At 71.8% G+C, this 17,913-nt stretch carries 20 protein-coding genes, 1 tRNA gene and 1 pseudogene; 13 read left to right on the plus strand and 9 right to left on the minus strand.

The window, feature by feature from the left end; genetic code table 11:
* The first annotated feature begins 12 nt into the window (after positions 1 to 12).
* Positions 13 to 264 carry a hypothetical protein gene (locus DJ74_RS12950; RefSeq protein ID WP_094522609.1) on the plus strand — a complete coding sequence of 84 codons (252 nt, stop codon included), beginning with the start codon at positions 13 to 15 and terminating at the stop codon, positions 262 to 264.
* A 30-nt stretch (positions 265 to 294) separates the two neighbouring features.
* On the opposite strand, the gene speB is transcribed toward DJ74_RS12950, so the two are convergent.
* The 4 genes from speB to DJ74_RS12970 all read right to left on the minus strand — a co-directional run bounded on the left by speB (position 295) and on the right by DJ74_RS12970 (position 3,101).
* A complete protein-coding gene (gene speB / locus DJ74_RS12955) occupies positions 295 to 1,143 on the minus strand; it encodes an agmatinase (RefSeq protein ID WP_094527501.1) in 849 nt (282 codons plus the stop codon).
* A gap of 7 nt (positions 1,144 to 1,150) precedes the next feature.
* A complete protein-coding gene (locus tag DJ74_RS12960; protein ID WP_094522613.1) occupies positions 1,151 to 1,528 on the minus strand; it encodes a translation initiation factor IF-5A in 378 nt (125 codons plus the stop codon).
* Positions 1,529 to 1,642: 114 nt separating this feature from the next.
* Positions 1,643 to 1,927 carry a hypothetical protein gene (locus tag DJ74_RS12965; RefSeq protein WP_094522615.1) on the minus strand — a complete coding sequence of 95 codons (285 nt, stop codon included), beginning with the start codon at positions 1,925 to 1,927 and terminating at the stop codon, positions 1,643 to 1,645.
* 1 nt (position 1,928) lies between these two features.
* A complete protein-coding gene (locus tag DJ74_RS12970; protein ID WP_094527502.1) occupies positions 1,929 to 3,101 on the minus strand; it encodes an aminotransferase class I/II-fold pyridoxal phosphate-dependent enzyme in 1,173 nt (390 codons plus the stop codon).
* Positions 3,102 to 3,254: 153 nt separating this feature from the next.
* On the opposite strand from DJ74_RS12970, the gene DJ74_RS12975 reads away from it, so the two are divergent.
* The 5 genes from DJ74_RS12975 (at position 3,255) to pyrF (ending at position 8,624) form a co-directional block, all read left to right on the plus strand.
* Positions 3,255 to 4,274 carry an AI-2E family transporter gene (locus DJ74_RS12975; protein ID WP_094527503.1) on the plus strand — a complete coding sequence of 340 codons (1,020 nt, stop codon included), beginning with the start codon at positions 3,255 to 3,257 and terminating at the stop codon, positions 4,272 to 4,274.
* A 142-nt stretch (positions 4,275 to 4,416) separates the two neighbouring features.
* Positions 4,417 to 6,123 (plus strand): succinic semialdehyde dehydrogenase, encoded by a 1,707-nt coding sequence (locus tag DJ74_RS12980; RefSeq protein WP_094527504.1) that lies wholly within the window; start codon positions 4,417 to 4,419, stop codon positions 6,121 to 6,123.
* 70 nt (positions 6,124 to 6,193) lie between these two features.
* The gene (locus DJ74_RS12985; protein WP_094522623.1) at positions 6,194 to 6,961 is read left to right on the plus strand and encodes a hypothetical protein; all 768 of its coding nucleotides are present in this window, start codon (positions 6,194 to 6,196) and stop codon (positions 6,959 to 6,961) included.
* A complete protein-coding gene (locus tag DJ74_RS12990) occupies positions 6,919 to 7,728 on the plus strand; it encodes a class I SAM-dependent methyltransferase (RefSeq protein ID WP_094527512.1) in 810 nt (269 codons plus the stop codon). The genes DJ74_RS12985 and DJ74_RS12990 overlap by 43 nt, the downstream gene beginning before the upstream one ends.
* A 65-nt stretch (positions 7,729 to 7,793) precedes the next feature.
* Entirely contained in the window at positions 7,794 to 8,624 is an 831-nt protein-coding gene (pyrF, locus tag DJ74_RS12995; protein ID WP_094522625.1) for an orotidine-5'-phosphate decarboxylase, read from the plus strand.
* Between the two features lie 36 nt (positions 8,625 to 8,660).
* On the opposite strand, the gene DJ74_RS19245 is transcribed toward pyrF, so the two are convergent.
* Entirely contained in the window at positions 8,661 to 8,804 is a 144-nt protein-coding gene (locus tag DJ74_RS19245) for a hypothetical protein (RefSeq protein ID WP_176451172.1), read from the minus strand.
* Positions 8,805 to 8,854: 50 nt separating this feature from the next.
* Between DJ74_RS19245 and trmY the strand changes: the two genes are divergently transcribed.
* The 4 genes from trmY (at position 8,855) to DJ74_RS13015 (ending at position 11,144) form a co-directional block, all read left to right on the plus strand.
* On the plus strand, positions 8,855 to 9,475 hold the full coding sequence (gene trmY / locus DJ74_RS13000; protein ID WP_094527505.1) for a tRNA (pseudouridine(54)-N(1))-methyltransferase TrmY: 621 nt from the start codon (positions 8,855 to 8,857) through the stop codon (positions 9,473 to 9,475).
* Positions 9,456 to 9,836: a CHY zinc finger protein gene (locus DJ74_RS13005; protein ID WP_094527506.1), complete on the plus strand. Its 381-nt coding sequence runs from the start codon at positions 9,456 to 9,458 to the stop codon at positions 9,834 to 9,836. Before trmY ends, DJ74_RS13005 begins: the two co-directional genes overlap by 20 nt.
* A 95-nt stretch (positions 9,837 to 9,931) precedes the next feature.
* Positions 9,932 to 10,004: transfer RNA gene (locus DJ74_RS13010), tRNA-Pro, on the plus strand.
* A 438-nt stretch (positions 10,005 to 10,442) separates the two neighbouring features.
* Positions 10,443 to 11,144, plus strand: coding sequence for a TVP38/TMEM64 family protein (locus DJ74_RS13015; protein ID WP_094522631.1), 702 nt, complete (start codon positions 10,443 to 10,445; stop codon positions 11,142 to 11,144).
* Positions 11,145 to 11,167: 23 nt separating this feature from the next.
* Here the strand turns inward: DJ74_RS13015 and DJ74_RS13020 are convergent, their stop codons facing one another.
* Together DJ74_RS13020 and DJ74_RS13025 are read right to left on the minus strand one after the other, a co-directional pair.
* Positions 11,168 to 11,590 (minus strand): GtrA family protein, encoded by a 423-nt coding sequence (locus DJ74_RS13020; protein WP_094527507.1) that lies wholly within the window; start codon positions 11,588 to 11,590, stop codon positions 11,168 to 11,170.
* Positions 11,590 to 13,038 (minus strand): sulfatase, encoded by a 1,449-nt coding sequence (locus DJ74_RS13025; protein ID WP_094527508.1) that lies wholly within the window; start codon positions 13,036 to 13,038, stop codon positions 11,590 to 11,592. The genes DJ74_RS13020 and DJ74_RS13025 overlap by 1 nt, the downstream gene beginning before the upstream one ends.
* Positions 13,039 to 13,290: 252 nt before the next feature.
* Between DJ74_RS13025 and DJ74_RS13030 the strand changes: the two genes are divergently transcribed.
* Genes DJ74_RS13030 through DJ74_RS13040 form a run of 3 tightly spaced genes read left to right on the plus strand, consistent with a single transcriptional unit; the run spans position 13,291 to position 15,060 of the window.
* Positions 13,291 to 14,247, plus strand: coding sequence for an alpha/beta fold hydrolase (locus tag DJ74_RS13030; RefSeq protein WP_094527509.1), 957 nt, complete (start codon positions 13,291 to 13,293; stop codon positions 14,245 to 14,247).
* A 43-nt stretch (positions 14,248 to 14,290) separates the two neighbouring features.
* Complete coding sequence (locus DJ74_RS13035) at positions 14,291 to 14,617, plus strand: cupin domain-containing protein (protein WP_094522639.1); 327 nt, start codon at positions 14,291 to 14,293, stop codon at positions 14,615 to 14,617.
* Positions 14,617 to 15,060: a rhodanese-like domain-containing protein gene (locus tag DJ74_RS13040; protein ID WP_094522641.1), complete on the plus strand. Its 444-nt coding sequence runs from the start codon at positions 14,617 to 14,619 to the stop codon at positions 15,058 to 15,060. The genes DJ74_RS13035 and DJ74_RS13040 overlap by 1 nt, the downstream gene beginning before the upstream one ends.
* On the opposite strand, the gene DJ74_RS13045 is transcribed toward DJ74_RS13040, so the two are convergent.
* Positions 15,061 to 17,241 carry a PGF-CTERM sorting domain-containing protein gene (locus DJ74_RS13045; protein ID WP_254922170.1) on the minus strand — a complete coding sequence of 727 codons (2,181 nt, stop codon included), beginning with the start codon at positions 17,239 to 17,241 and terminating at the stop codon, positions 15,061 to 15,063.
* A 217-nt stretch (positions 17,242 to 17,458) separates the two neighbouring features.
* Positions 17,459 to 17,913, minus strand: a pseudogene (locus DJ74_RS13050) (Vms1/Ankzf1 family peptidyl-tRNA hydrolase); the annotation flags it as partial.

A 17,913-nucleotide genomic window follows, 5' to 3' on the forward strand; every position in this document is an offset into this window, starting at 1 on the left:
CTAGACGAGGGTATGGCAGAGATAGCCATCGAGTACGCGGCCGGCAGCCGCCTCCAGCCGGAGGCGGAGACGGCGCGACGACTGATCGACTCCTACCTCGGCGACCGCCCCGACGTCGACGGGGTCACCCTCTCGCCCTCCACCGATTCGGTATTCTGCGTCAGCGTCGAGGGCGATCGGATCTGGTGTACGGATCCGCGCGAGTGGATCGACGCGATGGCGGCCGTCACGGCGGCCCGCCGCCGGCTCTCCGAGCTGTCGTAGGCGGTCGGCGCCCGCGGCCGCTCGGAGCGGTCAGTCGCCGCCCGCCGCGTGGGCCCGGACGAACTCCCGGAGGAGCTTGCCGCCGACCGCCGCGGCCTGTCCGTCGTCGCGGTCGTTCACCTCGACGACGTCGAAGCCGTCGGCCCGTGCCGCGACGGCCCGGACGAGGTCGCGGGCCTCCCGGGGGGCGAGCCCGAACGGCTCCATCGTCCCCGTCCCCGGCGCGAAGCCGGGGTCGAGCCCGTCGACGTCGACGGAACAGTACACCGACTCCCCCGCGAAGGGGTCGGAAGCGCCCTCGCGGTCGTCTCCGGTGACCCCGTCGAGCCACGCGCGCGCTTCCTCGGGCGGCACGACCTCGACGTCGGTGTCGGCCGCGCGGTCCCACTCGGCCTCCGAGCCCGTGCGAGCACCGACGATCACCGCCCGGTCGACGCCGAGGTCGTCGAGACACCGACGGGTGACGCAGGCGTGGCTCCAGGGGTTCCCGTCGTACGCGTCTCGAAGGTCGAGGTGTGCGTCGCAGACGACGAGGACGTCGGGGTCGACGGCCTGGACGCCGGCGTAGGTGACGGTGTGTTCGCCGCCGACGAGGAGGGGGACGGCGTCGTCGAGCGCGACGCTCCGGAGCTCGGCGGCGAGGTGATCGAGGTACGCCTCGACGTCGTCCCACGTGGGGACGTCGCCGGCGTCGTGGACGTCGAGCGCGGAGAAGTAGCTGTCCGTCCTGCGGTCGTAGTCGTCGTACGTCTCTGCGAATCGCCGGACCCGGTCCGGTCCGAACCGGGCACCGGGCTGAAACGTGGTCGTGGCGTCGAGGGGAGCGCCGACAACCACGTAGGAAGCAGCCTCGCGGTCGGTCGTCGCTCCGGGGAACATGCCTCGACTACCCGACGACCTTGCGCTGACCCTCGTACTCGAGGTACTCGATGTTGTCGTCCGAGGAGAAGTCCTCGCCCTCGGGGATGCGCATCGTGAACGTCTCGTAGGTGTCGAGGTCCATGACCTGCGCGTCGTTCCCGGAGACGGAGACGACCTGTCCCTGCTTCCGCTGGATGATCGGGACCCAGACCTTCGCGTCGACCGGCTGAGAGAGCGAGCGCTTCCTGTCGTCGAAGACCCCCTTGCCCTCGACGCGCGCCTTGGCGCTCCCGTGTTTTCCGGGCTTTGCTGTGCTGTAGTGGTTGATCTTGCAGGGCGCACTGTCCATCATCACGTAGCTGCCCTCCTGGAGTTCGCGAACCTGCTTCTGCTCTCGCGGCATGCCCGCTACTTTTTTCGGGGCGGGTATAAACGGTTTGGAACGGCGCCGACGCCGGCGTTCGCCGCGGGTTCGCACCCCAGAACGAAGGGGTGCCGACCGCGGCTGCGAGCCGAGTTACGGATCCATCTCGTCGACGTACTCCTCCCGCTCGTCCTCGTCGTCCGCGTCCCCGTCCGGCGGGACGAACTGTCCGGTGAGAAGGTAGCTGGCGACGAAGAGACCGATGAACCCGACTCCGACCGCCGCGGTCGTCCGCACGACGAACGGGAAGTCGATCCACCAGAACGCGCGGTCGGCGATCGCCATGACGACGACGGCGACGAACAGCACCTTCTGCTCGTCGGTCGGGTCGCGGACGAAGCCGACCACGTCGTCTTTGATGTCGCTGAAAAAGCCCATCTCAGGCACCTCCCGCCGCGTCGACGTCCCCGCCTTCGGCGGTCGCCGTCTCGATCACGCGGCCCACCCGTTCCAACCCCTCCTCCAACTCCGACGTCGGCAGCCCGAACCCGATCCGGAAGCGGTCCGGGAAGCCGAACAGCCCGCCGGGCGCCAGCACGACGCTCTCCGTCTCGACGACGGTACGGCAGAACGACTCGGCGTCGTCGAAGCCGTCGGGAACGGTGACGAACCCGTTGACGCCGACCGGGTCGTACCAGTCGAGGCCGTGGCGGTCCAGCCACTCCGCGACGATCGCGCGGTGCGTCTCCGCCAGTTCGCGGTTCTCCGCTAAAATCTTCGTCTCGCGCCGGCCGAGCGCCTGCTTCGCGACGTACTGGCCGAACAGCGACGGCGAGATGGTGGTGTAATCCTTCCACCGCCACGCGCGCTCGACGACCGCCTCGGGACCGGCGATCCAGCCGAACCGGAGCCCCGCGAGCCCGTACGCTTTCGTGAGGCTCGTCGTCGAGATTCCGTGGCGTCCGAAGCTCGCGACCGGGGGGTGCGGCTCCGCCGCGAGCAGTCGGTACACCTCGTCGCAGAGGAGGTACGCGTCGTGCTCGACGGCGACGTCGTAGACCGCCCGCATCGCCGCCTCGTCGTGGTACCGGCCGGTGGGGTTGTTGGGGTTGTTCACGACGATCACGGCGGTGTCGTCGCGGGCCGCGTCGGCGATCGCGTCCGGGTCGAGCCCCCACTCCGGCGGCTCCAGCTCGACGCGGGTCACGTCGCCGAACGCGTCCGGAACGGCGTGAAGCGCCTGATACGTGGGGGTGACGACGACCGCGTGGCACCCCGATCCGACGGCGGCGGAGTCGCCCGCCCCGTCGCTGCTCGGCGTCCCGTCGCCCACGCCCGCCTTGTCCCCGAGCAGCGAGAGGAACGTGAGGAAGTTCGCCTCCTGCGTCCCGCAGGTGAACAGCACCTCGTCGGCGCTCCGGCCGTACCGGTCGCCGACCGACGCGCGGAACTCCGGATCGCCGTTCGTCGGGATCACGTAGTCGAGTTTCCCCGGGTCCAGATCGAAGCGGCTCGCGTCGAGCGAGCGGATCCCGCTCTCGGCCAACATGATGTCGGCCTCGTGCTCGTACTCCGCGAACCAGCGTTCGAGGCCGAACGGGTCGATGCGCATACCCGACGTGGGAGTGGCGTGAGGTTAGTTGCTACGGTCCCTGACGGGGTGTCCGTCCCGGCCGGCGCCGCTCGAGCCGCAATCGTCGCCGTCGCCGCGTCCCCGCCCCCGCACCGTCGGAATGACTTTCAGCCGTCGCCGCGACGGGAAGCCATGATACTATCTCGCTCTCGGGTCCTCGGCGCGCTCCTCGTCGCGACGGCCGCGATCGCGGCGTTCGTGCTGGCGGAGGTGCTCCGGACCGTCGTCTTCGCGATCACGTTCGCGTACGTCCTCTACCCCCTTCGGAAGCGACTCGTCGGTCGAGGGCTGTCGCGCCGGGTCGCCTGCGCCGCGTCCACCGTCCTCGCCTTCCTCGCCGCCGCGCTCCTCGTGGTCCCGCTGCTGTACGTCCTGTACCGGCAGCGGTCCCGACTGATCGACCTGCTGGGACAGATCCCCGACGTCCTCGTCGTAGAGGCGCTGGGTCTCCGGTTCCCCATCGAGGCGGCGCCGGTGGTGTCGGCCGTCCGGATCGCGCTCCGAGACCTCGCGCTCGCGATCACCGCCGCGGCGCCGCGGCTCGCGCTCGAACTCATCGTGTTCACCATCCTCGTGTACGGGCTCCTCCTCCGGCCGGGCGCGGTCGGCACTGCCGTGTTCAAGATAGTACCCCCCGAGTACCGCGACATCCCGATGCGGCTGCACCGCCGGACGCGCACGACGCTGTACTCCATCTACATCCTCCAGGCGGCCACGGCCGCCGCGACATTCGTCCTCGCGCTCGCGCTGTTCGCGCTCCTCGGGTACCGCTCGCCGGTCCTGTTGGCCGTCATCGCCGGCGTCCTCCAGTTCGTTCCCGTCGTCGGGCCCAGCGTGCTCGTCGTCGCGCTGGGCACTGGCGACCTCCTGATCGGGGAGACGACGCGAGCGATCCTCGTGGTTGTCTTCGGGCTCGGCGTCGTCTCCTTCGTCCCGGACGCGGTGATCCGGACGCAGCTCGCCGACTGGACGGGGAAGATATCGCCCGGGCTCTACCTCGTCGGCTTCGTGGGGGGCATCCTCACCGTCGGCGCGGTCGGGATCATCGTCGGGCCGCTCGTCGTGTCGCTCCTGCTGGAGATCATCGAGATGCTCTCCGAAAACGAGGGCACGTCGACCCCGGTCGAGCCGGCGACTGGCGCGCCGAAGTGACCGGCGAGTGGCTTGCCCCCGGTCCCGACCGGACCGGTCGGCGGCCGGGCCACCGGCACGGCTTTCCCGCTCCCGACCGGACCGGTCGGCAGCCGGGCTACCGGCACGGCTTTCCCGCTCCCGACCCTCCTTTTGACAACCGATGTCCTCGACGGACCCGCCGTCCCAGACGGCCGCGCCCGCCGCGCTCGCGGACGCGCCTCACCTCTCGACGCGACGGCTCGACGACCTCGCGGATCGCGCGCGTCGCGCGGGGCCCGCGGATTCGCCAGCATCGACTGACTCGTCCGGCGACGGCGAACCGCCCGCGGACGGCGACACGTCCGGCGAGAGCGACGCGCTCGACGTGTTCGCGCCGGCGACGACCGAGCGACTCGGCTCGGTCCCGGCCTGCGACGCGGCCGACGTCGCCGCCGCGGTCGAGCGCGCCCGGTCGGCGCAGGCAGAGTGGGAGGCAGTCCCCGCGACCGAGCGCGCGGCCCTCATCGACCGGTTCGGCGACCTCGTCTTGGAGCACCGCGAGGAGCTCCTCGACCTCCTCCAGTTGGAGACCGGGAAGTCCCGGCGGACCGCGGTCGAGGAGCTGTTCGACGTGCCGACCGGCTGCGACTACCTCGCGGACGAGGCGCCCGGCGCGCTCGCCGAGGAACGCCGGCGCGGGGTCATGCCCGGGTTCGCGACCGCGACGGTCACCTACGACCCGGTCGGCGTCGTCGGCGTCGTCTCGCCGTGGAACTACCCGCTGACGCTGTCGATGGCCGACGCGCTCCCGGCGCTCGCCGCGGGCAACGCGGTCGTGGTGAAACCCGACGAGAAGACGCCGTACGGGGCCCTCGCGCTCTCAGAGCTCCTGGAGGTCGCCGGGCTTCCCGACGACCTCTTCCAAGTCGTCACCGGCGAGGGGCCGACGGTCGGGCCCGCGCTGATCGACGCGGTCGACTACGTGGCGTTCACCGGGAGCACCGAGACGGGTCGGACCGTCGCCGAGCGCGCGGGCCGGAACCTGATCGACTGCTCGCTGGAGCTCGGCGGCAACAACCCGCTCGTCGTGCTCGACGACGCCGACGTCGACGAGGCGGCCCGCGGTGCGATCGACGCCTGCTTCTCGAACGCCGGGCAGCTCTGCCTCTCGGCCGAGCGGATCTACGTCGAGGAGTCGGCCTACCGGCCGTTCCGGGACGCGTTCGTCCGCGAGACGGAGGCGCTCACGCTCGGCACGGGCTACGACTACGACGCGGACCTCGGCTCGCTGATCGACGCCGACCAGTTGGACCGCGTCCGGAGTCACGTGGACGAGGCCCGCGAGGCGGGCGCGACCGTCGAAACGGGCGGGGCCCACCGGCCGGACGTGGCGCCGTACTGCTACGAGCCGACCGTCTTGACGGGCGTCGAGCCGGACGCGACGGTCGCCTGCGAGGAGACGTTCGGACCGGTCGTCGTCGTGACGCCCGTCCCGGACGCGGCCGCCGCGGTCGCCGCCGCCAACGACTCGCCGTTCGGCCTCAACGCGAGCGTGTGGACCGGGGACCGCGAGCGCGGCGCGGCGGTCGCCCGCGAGATCGACTGCGGCACCGTCAACGTCAACGACGGCTTCCTCGCGACGTGGGGCGCGGCCGACGCGCCGATGGGCGGGTTCGGCGACTCGGGGCTCGGCCGCCGCCACGGTCCGGAGGGGATCCGGCGGTACACGGAGTCGCGGACGGTGGGGGTGTCCCGCGTCGGCCCGCTCGGCTTCCCAGACCGGATCCCGACCGACTGGTTCGTCCGCGGCGCGTTCGCCGCGACCGCGCTCGGCCGGAAGGCGAGTCGGGGCGTGCGACGGCTGAAAGCGCGGATCGGGCTGCGATAACCGGAGGGTATCGGGTCGGCGACGGCGCGGCGACCTGCGGATTCAAGACCGTCGCCCGCCACGTGAAAGCATGGCAGGACCGGACCCCGCCGAACTGCGGCGGGTCGTCGACGCGTTCCCCGCGGCGGCCGACGGCGACGCGAGCGGCCGAATCGACGACCTCCTCGACGGGACGTACGGCAGGCTGAGACGCGACTGGTACCCCGAACTGGAGCGGCTGACCGAGACGTACGCCGACGGCGACGTCCTCCGCGAGGACGTGCTCGAACACGTCGAGGCGGTGCCGTCGTTCCGCCTCTCGGACGGCGCCGCGCCCCTCCCGGAGAAGCGCCGGGCGCTCGCGGCGGCCGACGAAGCGGCCGACGAGGTGGCCGAGATCGCCGGATGGTACGCGACGCTGCGGTCGATGCTCGACGACGACCCCGACGACCTGACCCGCTTCGAGCGGCTGCTCCACGGCTTCGGCTACGTCCTCGCGCACGGGCTCTTCCTCGGCGCGTCGTCGCCGAAGCGCGTCGTCCGGCGGCTCCGGCTGGCGTACCGGTCCGTGGGCGTGAGCATCGACGGGACCGACAGCGAGGCCGGCGCGGAGCGGACCGAGTTCACCTGTCCCTACCGCGGCGTGGGCGCGCGGGTCTACGGCGAGAAGTGGGTCTGCCACGAGAAGCTCGACCGCGTCGACGACGGCTACGTGACGTACCTCGGAGAGCGGGGGATCGACTACCAGCGGCCGCGGGACTGCGACGGGAGCGAGCGGTGTTACTCCACGGTCGCGCGCGACGGGCCGGAGCTGTGGTGGCCGAAGACCGCGCCCGCGGCGGTCCGCGCTCGGTCGTGACCCGGGACCGTCGACGGTCGCGACCGCGGGCCCGAGCGGGTGAGGGGAGCGGGGCGAGCGGAGCGCGCTCGGGCGACGGCTCACCCGAGGCGGCCGACGACGAGCGCGTCGCGCGGCGGATCCAACGCGGCTACGGTGCGTGGGCGCGGGTGTACGACTGGTTCGCGCGAGCGACCGCGTCGGTCGGGGGCGTGCGGACGGGGTGCGTCCGCGCGCTCGACCTCGACCCCGGAGACACCGTCGTCGAGTTCGGCTGCGGCCCCGGCGTCAACGTCCCGGCGCTCCGGGAGGCCGTGGGCCCGACCGGGCGCGTCGTCGGCGTCGACATCACCGGCGCGATGCTCGGCCGGGCCCGCGGACTGGCGGAGCGGCGGGGGGGGGAGAACGTCGAGTTCGTGCGGGGCGACGCGACCGACCCGCCGGTCCGGTCGGCCGACGCGGTGCTCGCGACGTTCGTCACGTCCCTGTTCCCCGACCCGTACGCGGTCGTGAGCGACTGGTGCGGGCTGGCCGACGCGGTCGTCGTCGCGGCGTTCGCGCCGCGTGGGAACCGACCCGCGAACGCCGCTCTCGCCGGCTTCGCGCGGGTGAACGGGCGGCTGTTCGACCTGGACTCGGACGACCCGCTCGACCGACTGGACGCGCGGACGACGGCCGCGCGGCGGGCGCTCGCGGACAACGCGGAGACGGTGACCGAGGAGCGGTACCTCTTCGGGACGATCACGGCGTACGCCGGGCACGGTCGAGCGGTCGCTCCGGGTGAGTGACGGACGACCGAAGGGAGCCCGAGCGGAACGCAACGTTTAGCGCGCCCCCGGCCGCAGTGGCGGGCATGAGCTTCTTCGAGACGCTCGCGGCCCGGATCGAGTCGACGGACAGCGTCGTCTCGGTCGGCCTCGACCCGGACCCGAGCCGGCTCCCCGACTCCGTCGCCGACGCCGACCTGCCGCGGTGGGCGTTCAACCGCCGGATCATCGACGCGACCCACGAGCACGCCGCGTGCTACAAGCCCAACGCCGCGTTCTACGAGGACGCCGACGGCTGGCGCGCGCTCCGGGAGACGATCGCCTACGCCCACGGCAGGGACGTCCCGGTCCTGCTCGACGCCAAGCGCGCCGACATCGGTAACACCACGCGGCGGTACGCCGCGGCGCTCGACGACGCCGACGCGATCACGGTGAACCCGTACCTCGGTCGCGACTCCCTCCAGCCGTTCCTCGACCGCGCGGAGAAAGGCGTCTTCGTCCTCTGTCGCACCTCGAACCCCGGCGGGAGCGACCTCCAGGACCTCGAACTCGCCTCGGGCGAGCCGCTCTACGAACGGGTCGCGGCGCTCGCGGACGTGTGGAACGCGAACGACAACGTCGGCCTCGTGGTCGGCGCGACCGCCCCCGAGGAGCTGGCCGAGGTCCGCGAGATCGTCCCAGAGATCCCCTTCCTCGTCCCCGGCGTGGGAGCGCAGGGCGGCGACGCTGAGGCCGCGGTCGAACACGGGCTCGCCGACCGCCCGGACGCCGCCGTCGACGTGGGGCTCGTCAACTCCTCGCGCGGGATCGTCTTCGCCGGCGAGGAGTCGAGCCGCCCGGACGACGAGGCGACGTACTTCGGCGCCGCGGGCGACGCGGCCAAGCGGCTCAAAAAGCGGCTGAACCGACACCGGTAGGCGGTCCGTCGACGACCGGTCGGCTTCGGGGCCGAGTCACTGCCGGCGGCCCTGCGTACACGCCGTGCAGAGGCCGGCGTCGTCGCTCCAGTGGTCCTCGCAGACGGCCCGCCCGCACTGCGGACAGCCGTGGCGCGCCGGCGCGGCCTCGCAGATCTGACAGATTCCGGTAACGCTCATACGGATCGTCGGGTCGGGTCGCTTATGAGTGTCGGGGGCGACCCCCGCGTATGCGCCAGTTCGTCGTCATCGGTCACGAGGTCCCGACCGACCCGGACGAGGTCTCGCTGTCGGACCTGCCCGGCGCGGGCCGGCTGGACCTGCTCTGTCGGTGCGTCGCGAGCGGCGTCTTCCTCTCGCACGGGATCCGCGAGTCCGTGCGGGTCCACCTCGTCGTCGCCGACGAGCTGACGGTCAGCTTCGACTCGGACAGCCTCCGCCACCTCCACCCGGACGAGCGCAACGTCGCCGCGCGGATCCGAGACGCGCTCGCCGCGAAGGCGGACGCGATCGGCCACATGCCCGCGGACGTCTCGCCGGGCGTCGAACTCCGCCGGATGGGACTGGAGGCGACGCTGGACCGGCTGCTCGACGCGGGCGGCACCGGCGCGTCCGTCGACCCGACGCTCGTCCAACTCCACGAGGACGGCGACCCCCTCGTCGACGCCGCCCCGCCGACCGATCCCGTGTTCGCTCTCTCCGACCACCGCGACTTCACCGACGGGGAGGAGGAACTGCTCGCGGAGCGCGCGGAGCGCCGCGTCCGCGTCGGTCCCGAACTGCTCCACGCCGACCACGCGGTCTCCGTCGTCCACAACTGGCTCGACACCGATGGGTACGACTCCTACTGATCGCCGGACCACGACCGCGCCGGCGACCGACGACCGGTTCGCGGTCCAGCTTCGGGGCGTCGCCGTCGACTCGGAGACGCGGTGCGCGCACTGGGACGACCCCGTGGACGTGATCGCGCTCCGCTTCGGCTGCTGTGCGACGTACTACCCCTGCGACGCCTGCCACGACGCCGCGGCGGACCACCCGGCCGAGCCCTGGCCCCGCGACCGCTTCGACGAGCCGGCGGTGCTCTGCGGCGTCTGCGGCGCGACCCTCTCGGCCCGCGAATACCTCGACTGTGACGACGACGCCTGTCCGCGGTGCGGCGCCGATTTCAACCCCGGCTGTCGCGAGCACCGGGACCGGTACTTCGAGGCGTGACCCGGCCGTTCGTCGGGAGCCGACCGGTCGGCGACCCGGAGCCCGCTTCCGACATTCGGAAAGGTTAAAAGAACGAACGGCCTTCTGTCGAGTGCGGGCCGGTGGGGTAGCTTGGTATCCTTCGGCCTTCGGGTGGCCGTAACCACGATTCAAATTCGTGCCGGCCCATTTTCACCCCACTTCGCAACGACGAGCGCCAGCGAGGAGTCCGTAGTGCGGTGAAGCTGCCGCCGGGCGAATTTGAATCAGGGAGCAACTCTCTGATTTGCGACCGTGATTCAATATTCGTGCCGGCCCACTTCTCCCGCATTTCACCCAACTAGCGACCGCCTTCTGGTGGCCGTAACCACGCCCTCGCGAGCGAAGCGAGCGAGGGACGACGAGTCACACGCCCGGGAAGCGACCGACGGGAGCGACCCGGACCGTCTCGTCCGTATTCGAATTCGCGCCGGCCCACGTCTCCCGCATCCGTCTGTCGACCCCGCAGCGACGCCTCGCCGACCCTGGGCGGCTCGGTCCGCCCGTTTCGAACGCGGTCTCACGCTCCGCTGTCCGAACTCCGGTTTTAACAACCTTCAAGTCCACCGCTAGCCGGATACAACACGAATGAGACTCTTCGCCTCGGCGTCGGACAGACGGCGGGGGATCCTCGCGGTCGTCGCGGTCCTGCTCGCGTTCGTGGGCCTCTACCTCCTCGTCCGGGAGTACTTGGGGTTCATCACGAACGCCGAGGCCCTGCGGGTGTGGCTCCGGCAGTTCGGCGTGCTCGCTCCGCTCGTGTTCATCGCCATCCAAGCCCTCCAAGTGATCGTCGCGCCCATTCCGGGGCAGGTCGTCGCACTCGTCGCCGGCTACCTCTTCGGCCCCTTCTGGGGCACGGTCTACAGCGTCACCGGCGTCCTCATCGGGAGCGCCATCGCCTTCTCGCTCGCGAAGCGGTACGGGCGGTCGTTCGTCGAGGACGTGCTTCACCCGGACGTGGTCGCCCGCTTCGACGAGTTCGTCGACACGGTCGGCGTCCCGGGGCTGTTCGCGTTCGTCATCATCCCCGGCCTCCCCGACGACGCGATCTGCTTTTTAAGCGGTCTCACGAAGTGGAAGCTCCCCACGTTCATCGCCGTGATCAGCGTGGGTCGCCTTCCCGCGTACGTGTTCACCGTCTACGCCGGCGGCCAGCTCGCGAGCGGGCGGTTCCTCTCCGGGTTCGGGCTCATCCTCACGGTCGTCCTCGCTTCCGTGGTCGGTTACTACAAGCAGGAGGCGATCCGCGACGTCCTCGCCCGGGTCGAACCGCGGCTTCCTTTTTAAGAGGTCGCCTGACTGGTCCCGGGTCAACCCCAAGTCCACCGCCGGTCGAGGACGAACCGGTAGACCCCGCTGAGGAAGATGGCGACCGCGTTCGCGATGAGATACAGGATTCCGCCCCACTCCACGAGCGCGTAGAGGACGCCGAGCTGGATCGGGATGGCGGTCCCGCGGACGAGGTTCGTCTTCGCCAGCCCGGAGAGGTACTCGATCGTGCCCGTGTTCTGGCTCGCTTCGAACGTCCACGCGTTGTTGAACACGTACGAGAGAATGATCGTGATCTCGATGGCGACCGCCGCGCCGATCAGGTAGTTGATCCCGGCGGCGTCGACGAACAGCCAGAGCAGCCCCATCTGAATCCCCGCTGTGAACGCGCCGACGGTGACGAACCGGCGCATTTGGACGGCGATCGGTCCGCTGACGAGGTTGCGGAGGATCGCCCGGACCATCACCGATAGCCGAGCGCCTCGAGCCGGGCCTCGAGGTCCTCGTCGACCTCGTCGTCCCCGGCGGCGTCCCCCTCCCGGTCGCGGAGCTCGGCGACGTGGTCCGCGGCGATCGGCGCGAAGCGCTCGACGACGGCCAGCTCCTCGTCGGTCGGGTCCGCGGACAGGTCCTCCTGCTGGGTCGGGTCCGAGGGACGGTGGTACAGCTCCGTCTCGCCCGTGTCCGCGTTCTCGACGTACGTCCACTCGGCGTCACGGACGCTCACGAGGAGGTCGCCGTCGGCCATCGACCGCGGGATCGGCTGCTCGGTCACCTCCTCGCCGCGGACGGTCACGGAGACGACGGGCTCCTGATCGGGGTCGGCGTCCCCTCGGACCGCGGGCGTCACCGACTCCCCGCGCCACTCCGGCGGCGACTCGACGCCGAGCAGGTCGGCCACGGTCGGCGGGATCGCGTCGAGGCCGACGTGTTCGGAGATGCGCCCGCCGTCCTCGCCGGGGACGTTGACGATGAACGGGACGCGGATCAGCTCGTCGTACAGCTTCGGGTAATGCGCGAGGTGGCCGTGTTCCTGGAACTCCTCGCCGTGGTCGCCCGCGACGACGATCGCGGTCTCGTCGGCGACGCCGGCCGCCTCCAGGGCGTCGAGCAGCCGGCCCACGCTGGCGTCCACCTGTCGCACGGTCGCCTGGTACAGCGTCCGGAGGTCGCGGAGGGTCCGCTCGCCAACCTCGAGTCCGAGGCTCGTGCGGGTGTGCGCATGGAGCATCCGGTGGGTCCCGACGAGCCCGTCGGACACCTCGCGGATGTACCGCGGCGCCGGGACGTACGGCGTGTGCGTGTCCATGTAGTGGGTCCACAGGAAAAACGGTCCGTCGGCGTCGTCGATGAACTCCGTCGCGGCGTCCTCGACGTCGAACATGCGCGAGGCGTCGAGGAAGGGGCGGTCGTCGCTCTGGCCGCTGACCTTGGACTTGAGTCGGCGGAACGGCGAGGCGAGCAGCTGGATCCACGCTTCGACCGTCGGGTGGGCCGCGAGATACCGGCTGTACCGGCTCGACCCGACGCTGGTGACGAACGGCTCGAACTCGTCGAACCCCTCGGGGTACCCCCAGTGAGACGTGAGGAAGCCGTTGGCGGCGTTGAAGCCGCCGGTTTCGATCCGCGCCTCCGAGAGCACCGAAGCCAGCGTCCGCGCGCCGGTCACGCCGATGTCGCCGTTCCGGGCGAAAACGGGTTCGGACGCGAGGATCGACGGGAACGAAAAGGGCGTCCAGTTCCCGGTCGCGAACGCCCGGTCGAACGTCGTTCCGTCGTCGGCGAGGTCGTCGAGTACCGGCGAGATCCGATCGGTGTCGTACGGTGCTATCGCGTCGGCTCGCAGCGAGTCTATCGTGACGAGAACGACGTTCGATACGGTCTCGTCCGCGTGTGAGGTGTCCGGTGCCATGTTATGCGGTGGGTGTCTCCGTCGTCGCGACGCCGCGGGACGGCCCGACCGGTCGGACCGCGAATTTTCGGCGGCCCGACTGGGGCGCGGATCTCCGTTGACGCGGTGAGCCGGCGGCCGGCCCGCGTCTCGTCGAGCCGCGCGTCAGCAACACGAGTATACCCCAGAGAGCGCTTGCCAGCGGCTTGAGGATTTCGATCTCGGAGACGGCGGGAGCGTAGCTATTTGCCGCGGGCCCGCGAAGGGGCAGATATGAGCGATGCGACGACCGAGGCGGTCCGCGGCGTCGACGCCCTCGACGCCGACGTCCCGGGCGACGAGATTCCCGAGTCGGTGCCTGCCGAGTCGCGGGCCGTGGAGACGAACGGCGTCCGGCTCCACGTCGTCGAGGCGGGGCCGGAAGACGGGAAGCTGCTCGTCCTACTCCACGGGTTCCCGGAGTTCTGGTACGGCTGGCACGAGGCGATCGCGACGCTCGCCAACGCCGGGTACCGCGTCGTGGTCCCGGACCAGCGCGGGTACAACCTCTCGGAGAAACCGCCGGCCGTGAGCGACTACCGGATCGACGAGCTCGCCCGCGACGTCGTCGGCATCGTCGACGCGTACGGGCGGGACACCGCCGCCGTCGCCGGCCACGACTGGGGGGCGGCGGTGGGGTGGTGGCTCGCGCTCCACCACGCCGACCGCGTCTCCGAATTCGTCGCCGCGAACGTCCCGCATCCGACCGTCTTCGAGGAGACGCTCCGGAGCTCGTGGGACCAGCGGCTCAAGAGCTGGTACGTGCTCGCGTTCCAGCTCCCGAAGCTCCCCGAGGCGGTCGCCAGCGCGGGCGACTGGCGGCTGGCCGTCCGCGGGCTCCGCGACTCCAGCAACCCCGGCACGTTCGGCGACGAGGACGTTCGTCGCTACCGCCGCGCGTGGAACCGCGAGGGCGCCTTCGAGGCGATGGTGAACTGGTACCGGGCGATCGTTCGAGACCGGCCAACTCCGGAGCACACCCGCGTCGAGGTCCCGACGCTGGTGATCTGGGGCGCGAAGGACCGCTTCCTCACCAAGCGAATGGCCGGCCGGAGCGTGGAGCACTGCACCGACGGTCGACTGGTGACCCTCGACGCCGCGACGCACTGGGTCGTCCACGAGGAGCCGCACCGGGTCGCGGAGGCGATCGCCGAGCACGCGGACCCGCTCCCGCCCGGCGCGCGCGAGTGACCTCGCCACGGACCTTTTATACCGACGGCCACCACCGTGAGGCATGACGCTCGACAGATACGCGGACGCCGTCGCCGACCTCGACCCCGCGCCGGGCGAGGTGGAGACCGCCGAGCTCGTCGTCACCGACGACGTGCTCGTCAAGGCGTTCGTCCTCGGCCCGGACGCCGCCGTCGACCCGCACGAACACGCCGACTCGACCAACGTCTTCCACGTTATCGAGGGGGAGCCGACGGTCGTCAGAGACGACGCCGAGGAGGCGCTCTCGGCGCCCGCGGTGGTCCCGAACGAGCGCGGCGAGGTCCACGGCGCGCGCAACGAGACCGACGAGCGAGCCGTGCTCACGGCGAGCCTCTGCCCGCTCCCCTGATGGACGGTGAGGTCGACCCCGAGGAGCTCGCGGCGCTTCTCGACGAAGAGGACGGAGCCGACGGCGACGCGGACGGGAGCGAGGACGACGAGGGCGGTCTCCGGATCGTCGACATCCGCGACCGGCGGGCGTTCGACCGCGGCCACCTCCCCGGCAGCGAGTGCGTTCCGTTCCCCGAACTGACGACCCGCGTCGAGGGGCTGACCGGCGCCTCGCGGATCGTCACGGTCTGCCCGCACGGGATCGCCAGCCGGCAGGCCGCACAGCTGATCGGGAGCTACGCCGGGATCGGGGACGCGCGCGTCGAGAGCCTCCGCGGGGGCGTCGAGGCGTGGCAGCGCGACGTCGGCGAGTTAGAGACGACGGACGGGGAGAGCGGCGAGGCCGGCGAGGCCGACGAGCGCGACGGCGGGACCGACGAAGGGCCCGACGCCCCCTTCTGATCAGGGGCGGCGCCGGCCGAACGTCGCGGCGGCGACGATCAGCGCGAGCACGGCGGCGACGGGACCGAACCCGGGGACGCCGTCGTCGGTCGCGCCGGCGACGGGGCCGTTCCGCTCGACGGTGACGGTCGTCGACGCCCCGTCGACCGGGCCGACGACGCTCACGTTCGCTTCCCGATCGCCGCCGATCACGCGGGTGCCTCCCGACTCCCCGAGCGTGACGTTCCGAGCGACGGTCGTTTGGTCGCCGGAATCGAGTCTGACGGGCGCGGTGGCGACCGTCTCCCCGTCGACGCGGAACTCGACGTCGGCGCCCGCGGGGAGCCTCGCGTCGTTTCCGACGGTCGCGGTGACGCGGACCGGGTCGCCGGCGGTCACGCGCTCTACGGCGGTCGAGACGCCGCGAACCGACGGCGGCGCGGGCTCCGAGACGACGACCGTCAGCCGCTCGCCGGCGACCCGGACCGCGTGTTCGCCGGGCTCCGCGAAGGCGCGCTCGAAGCGCACCGTGGTCTCCGCGCCCGCGTCGACCGTGCCGGTCCGCGTCGCGACCGCGTCGCCGTCGACGGTCAGCGCGAGGTCGTACTCGCCCGCGACGCCGCCCGTGTTGGCGACGTCGACCGCCGCCACGAGCGTCTCGCCCGCGACGAGTTCCACGGGGCCGCGGGCGACGGGACGGTCGCGGTACTCGCCGGTCGCCCGGACGCCGTCGTCGGCGAGGGCGTAGCCGACCTGCGCCGGCGTCTCGCCGAACGCCTCGGCGTGGGCCCCGCGGTCCCACGTCTCCGCCGTCGCCCGCGTGGTCGTCAGGCGCTCGGCCTCGGCGCGGACCGCCGCCGCGGTCTCGGCGTCGGCCCCCTCGGCCGCGGCCGCCTCGATCGCGTCGAGGATATCCTCGTTGGTGACCGGTCCGTCAGCGGCGTTCAGCTCGCGGAGGACCGTCGCCAGCGAGGCGCTCCCGTCCGTCGCGACGCGGAGCCGACGGTCGATCTCGCCCGCGACGAGCGCCCCCTTCGTGTAGTCCGGGTTCCGCTCCCACGTTCCGGGGTCGGCGAGCACCGCGGAAGCGTCGGGGTCGCGCTCGCCGCGCGCCAGCGTCCGCTCGAACTCCTCGAAGTCGGCGGCGCCGCGGTCGAGCGCGAACAGCGCGGCGTAGTAGGTCGCGCTCGCCTCGGTGATCCACCGGCCGCTCGCGTCGGTCCGGTACGCCTGCCGCGTGTGGACGTACTCGTGGGTCCAGACGTCGGTCGCGGTACCCGCCGGCTCCGCGTCCCGGACCCACAAGTCGGCGTCGCCGACCTGGAGCCCGCGGACGCCCCACCCGACGTCGCCGGTGGGCGCCGCCACCGCGAACACCGTCTCGTCGCGCGCGCCGACCTGCAGCGCGGTCGACGCCGACTCGAAGACGCCGAACACCCCCTCGGGAGGCGCTTCGAGGTCGGCCGCCGCGGGGACGATCAGCCGGTAGCGCTGGCCGCCGGCCTCGCGGACGTGCTCCTCGTAGGGGCCGAGGAACGCCGTCGCCTGCGATGCGACTCCCTCGCCGTCGACGGCGTTCTCGCGCGTCAGCCGGACCTGTCCGTCGTACCGGCCGGTGTACGACCAGCTCGCTCTCGTCCGCGGCGTCCGGACCAGCGCCCACTCGCCCGCGTCGACGAACCGGTAGGAGCCGCGGGCGCCGAGCGGGCCCGCCTCCTCGACGGTGTCGTTCGCGTCCATCGCGTAGGTGAGCGAGGGGGTCGCCGTCTCCCCGTCCCACGCCCACGTCGATCCGTCGGCGCCGGCGTCGTCGGCCGGCTCGAAGCCGTCGGCCTCGACCGCGGCGTCGTTCGCGCTGAGGAGTGTCACTCGAAGCTCCGTGACGCGGTCGGGGATCTCCGCCCGCGTCGTGACCCCGACCGTTCCGCGTTCGTCGGTCGCGAACAGCTCGTTTCGCAGGCGGATCGCGTCGGAGTCGTCGGCCTGAGCCGTCCGAGCGGCTCGGTCGGCGGCGGACGAGACGCTCTCGCCCCCGTCGATCGACGCGGGACCGACCGATCCGTGGGAGACGTGCTCGGCAGCGCCCGCACGCTCCCCGACCGCCGCGCTCCCGGCGGCCGGCAGCGCGGCCGCGAGCAGCATCGCGACGAGGAGGACGGCGAGAACAGACCGAACCGCGGGATCCGACCCCGACCGTGTCATGGATCCACCACCGTGCGACGCCGACAAATGCCTGTTCCTCTCGGCGGGAACACGCGTCGCTCCCGAGCCCGGACGCGAGACATAAAAAAGCCGATCGACGAGGGGGGGAGAGGGAGCGTGTGTCGTCCCTCCACGCCATAATTCGCCTTCAAGAGACATAGTTATAATCCGCATACCACCGGTCGCGGCGGACTCGCGTCCGCGTCCACGGACCGCGTCAGATCCCGTGGATCCGGGCGGTCCAGAAGTCGCGGAAGGCGTCTTCGAGGGCGGCCTTCGGCTTCCCGGTCGCGTCCGAGACGTCGGTGACGTCGGCGTGGTCGCGCACCTCGCCGAGCACGCTCCGCTCGCCGACGAGGATCACGCGGTCGACGTCGTCCGCGTCGGCGANNCGTCGGCGACGGCGGCCAGCTCGCGGCTCGCCTTCTTCAGGTGGTCGGCGATCTGTCCCTCGCGGCGGCGCTCGAAGCGCCCCTGCGAGAAGCCGCCCTTCGAGTGGGCCTCCTTCACGTCGGAGGTGAACCCCTCGAAGGCGACGCGCTCGGTCCCCTCGTACGTGCCCATCGCGAACGTGTCGGAGCGGACCACGGCGAAGGCGAACCGGCCGGTCGGGCGGAACCACGTCTCCGCCAGTCGGAAGGCGTCGTCCCACCGGTCGAAGGGCTCGGGCGC

Origin of the sequence: Halorubrum sp. Ea8 (assembly GCF_002252925.1) — an archaeon.
In the GTDB taxonomy this organism is placed as follows: domain Archaea; phylum Halobacteriota; class Halobacteria; order Halobacteriales; family Haloferacaceae; genus Halorubrum.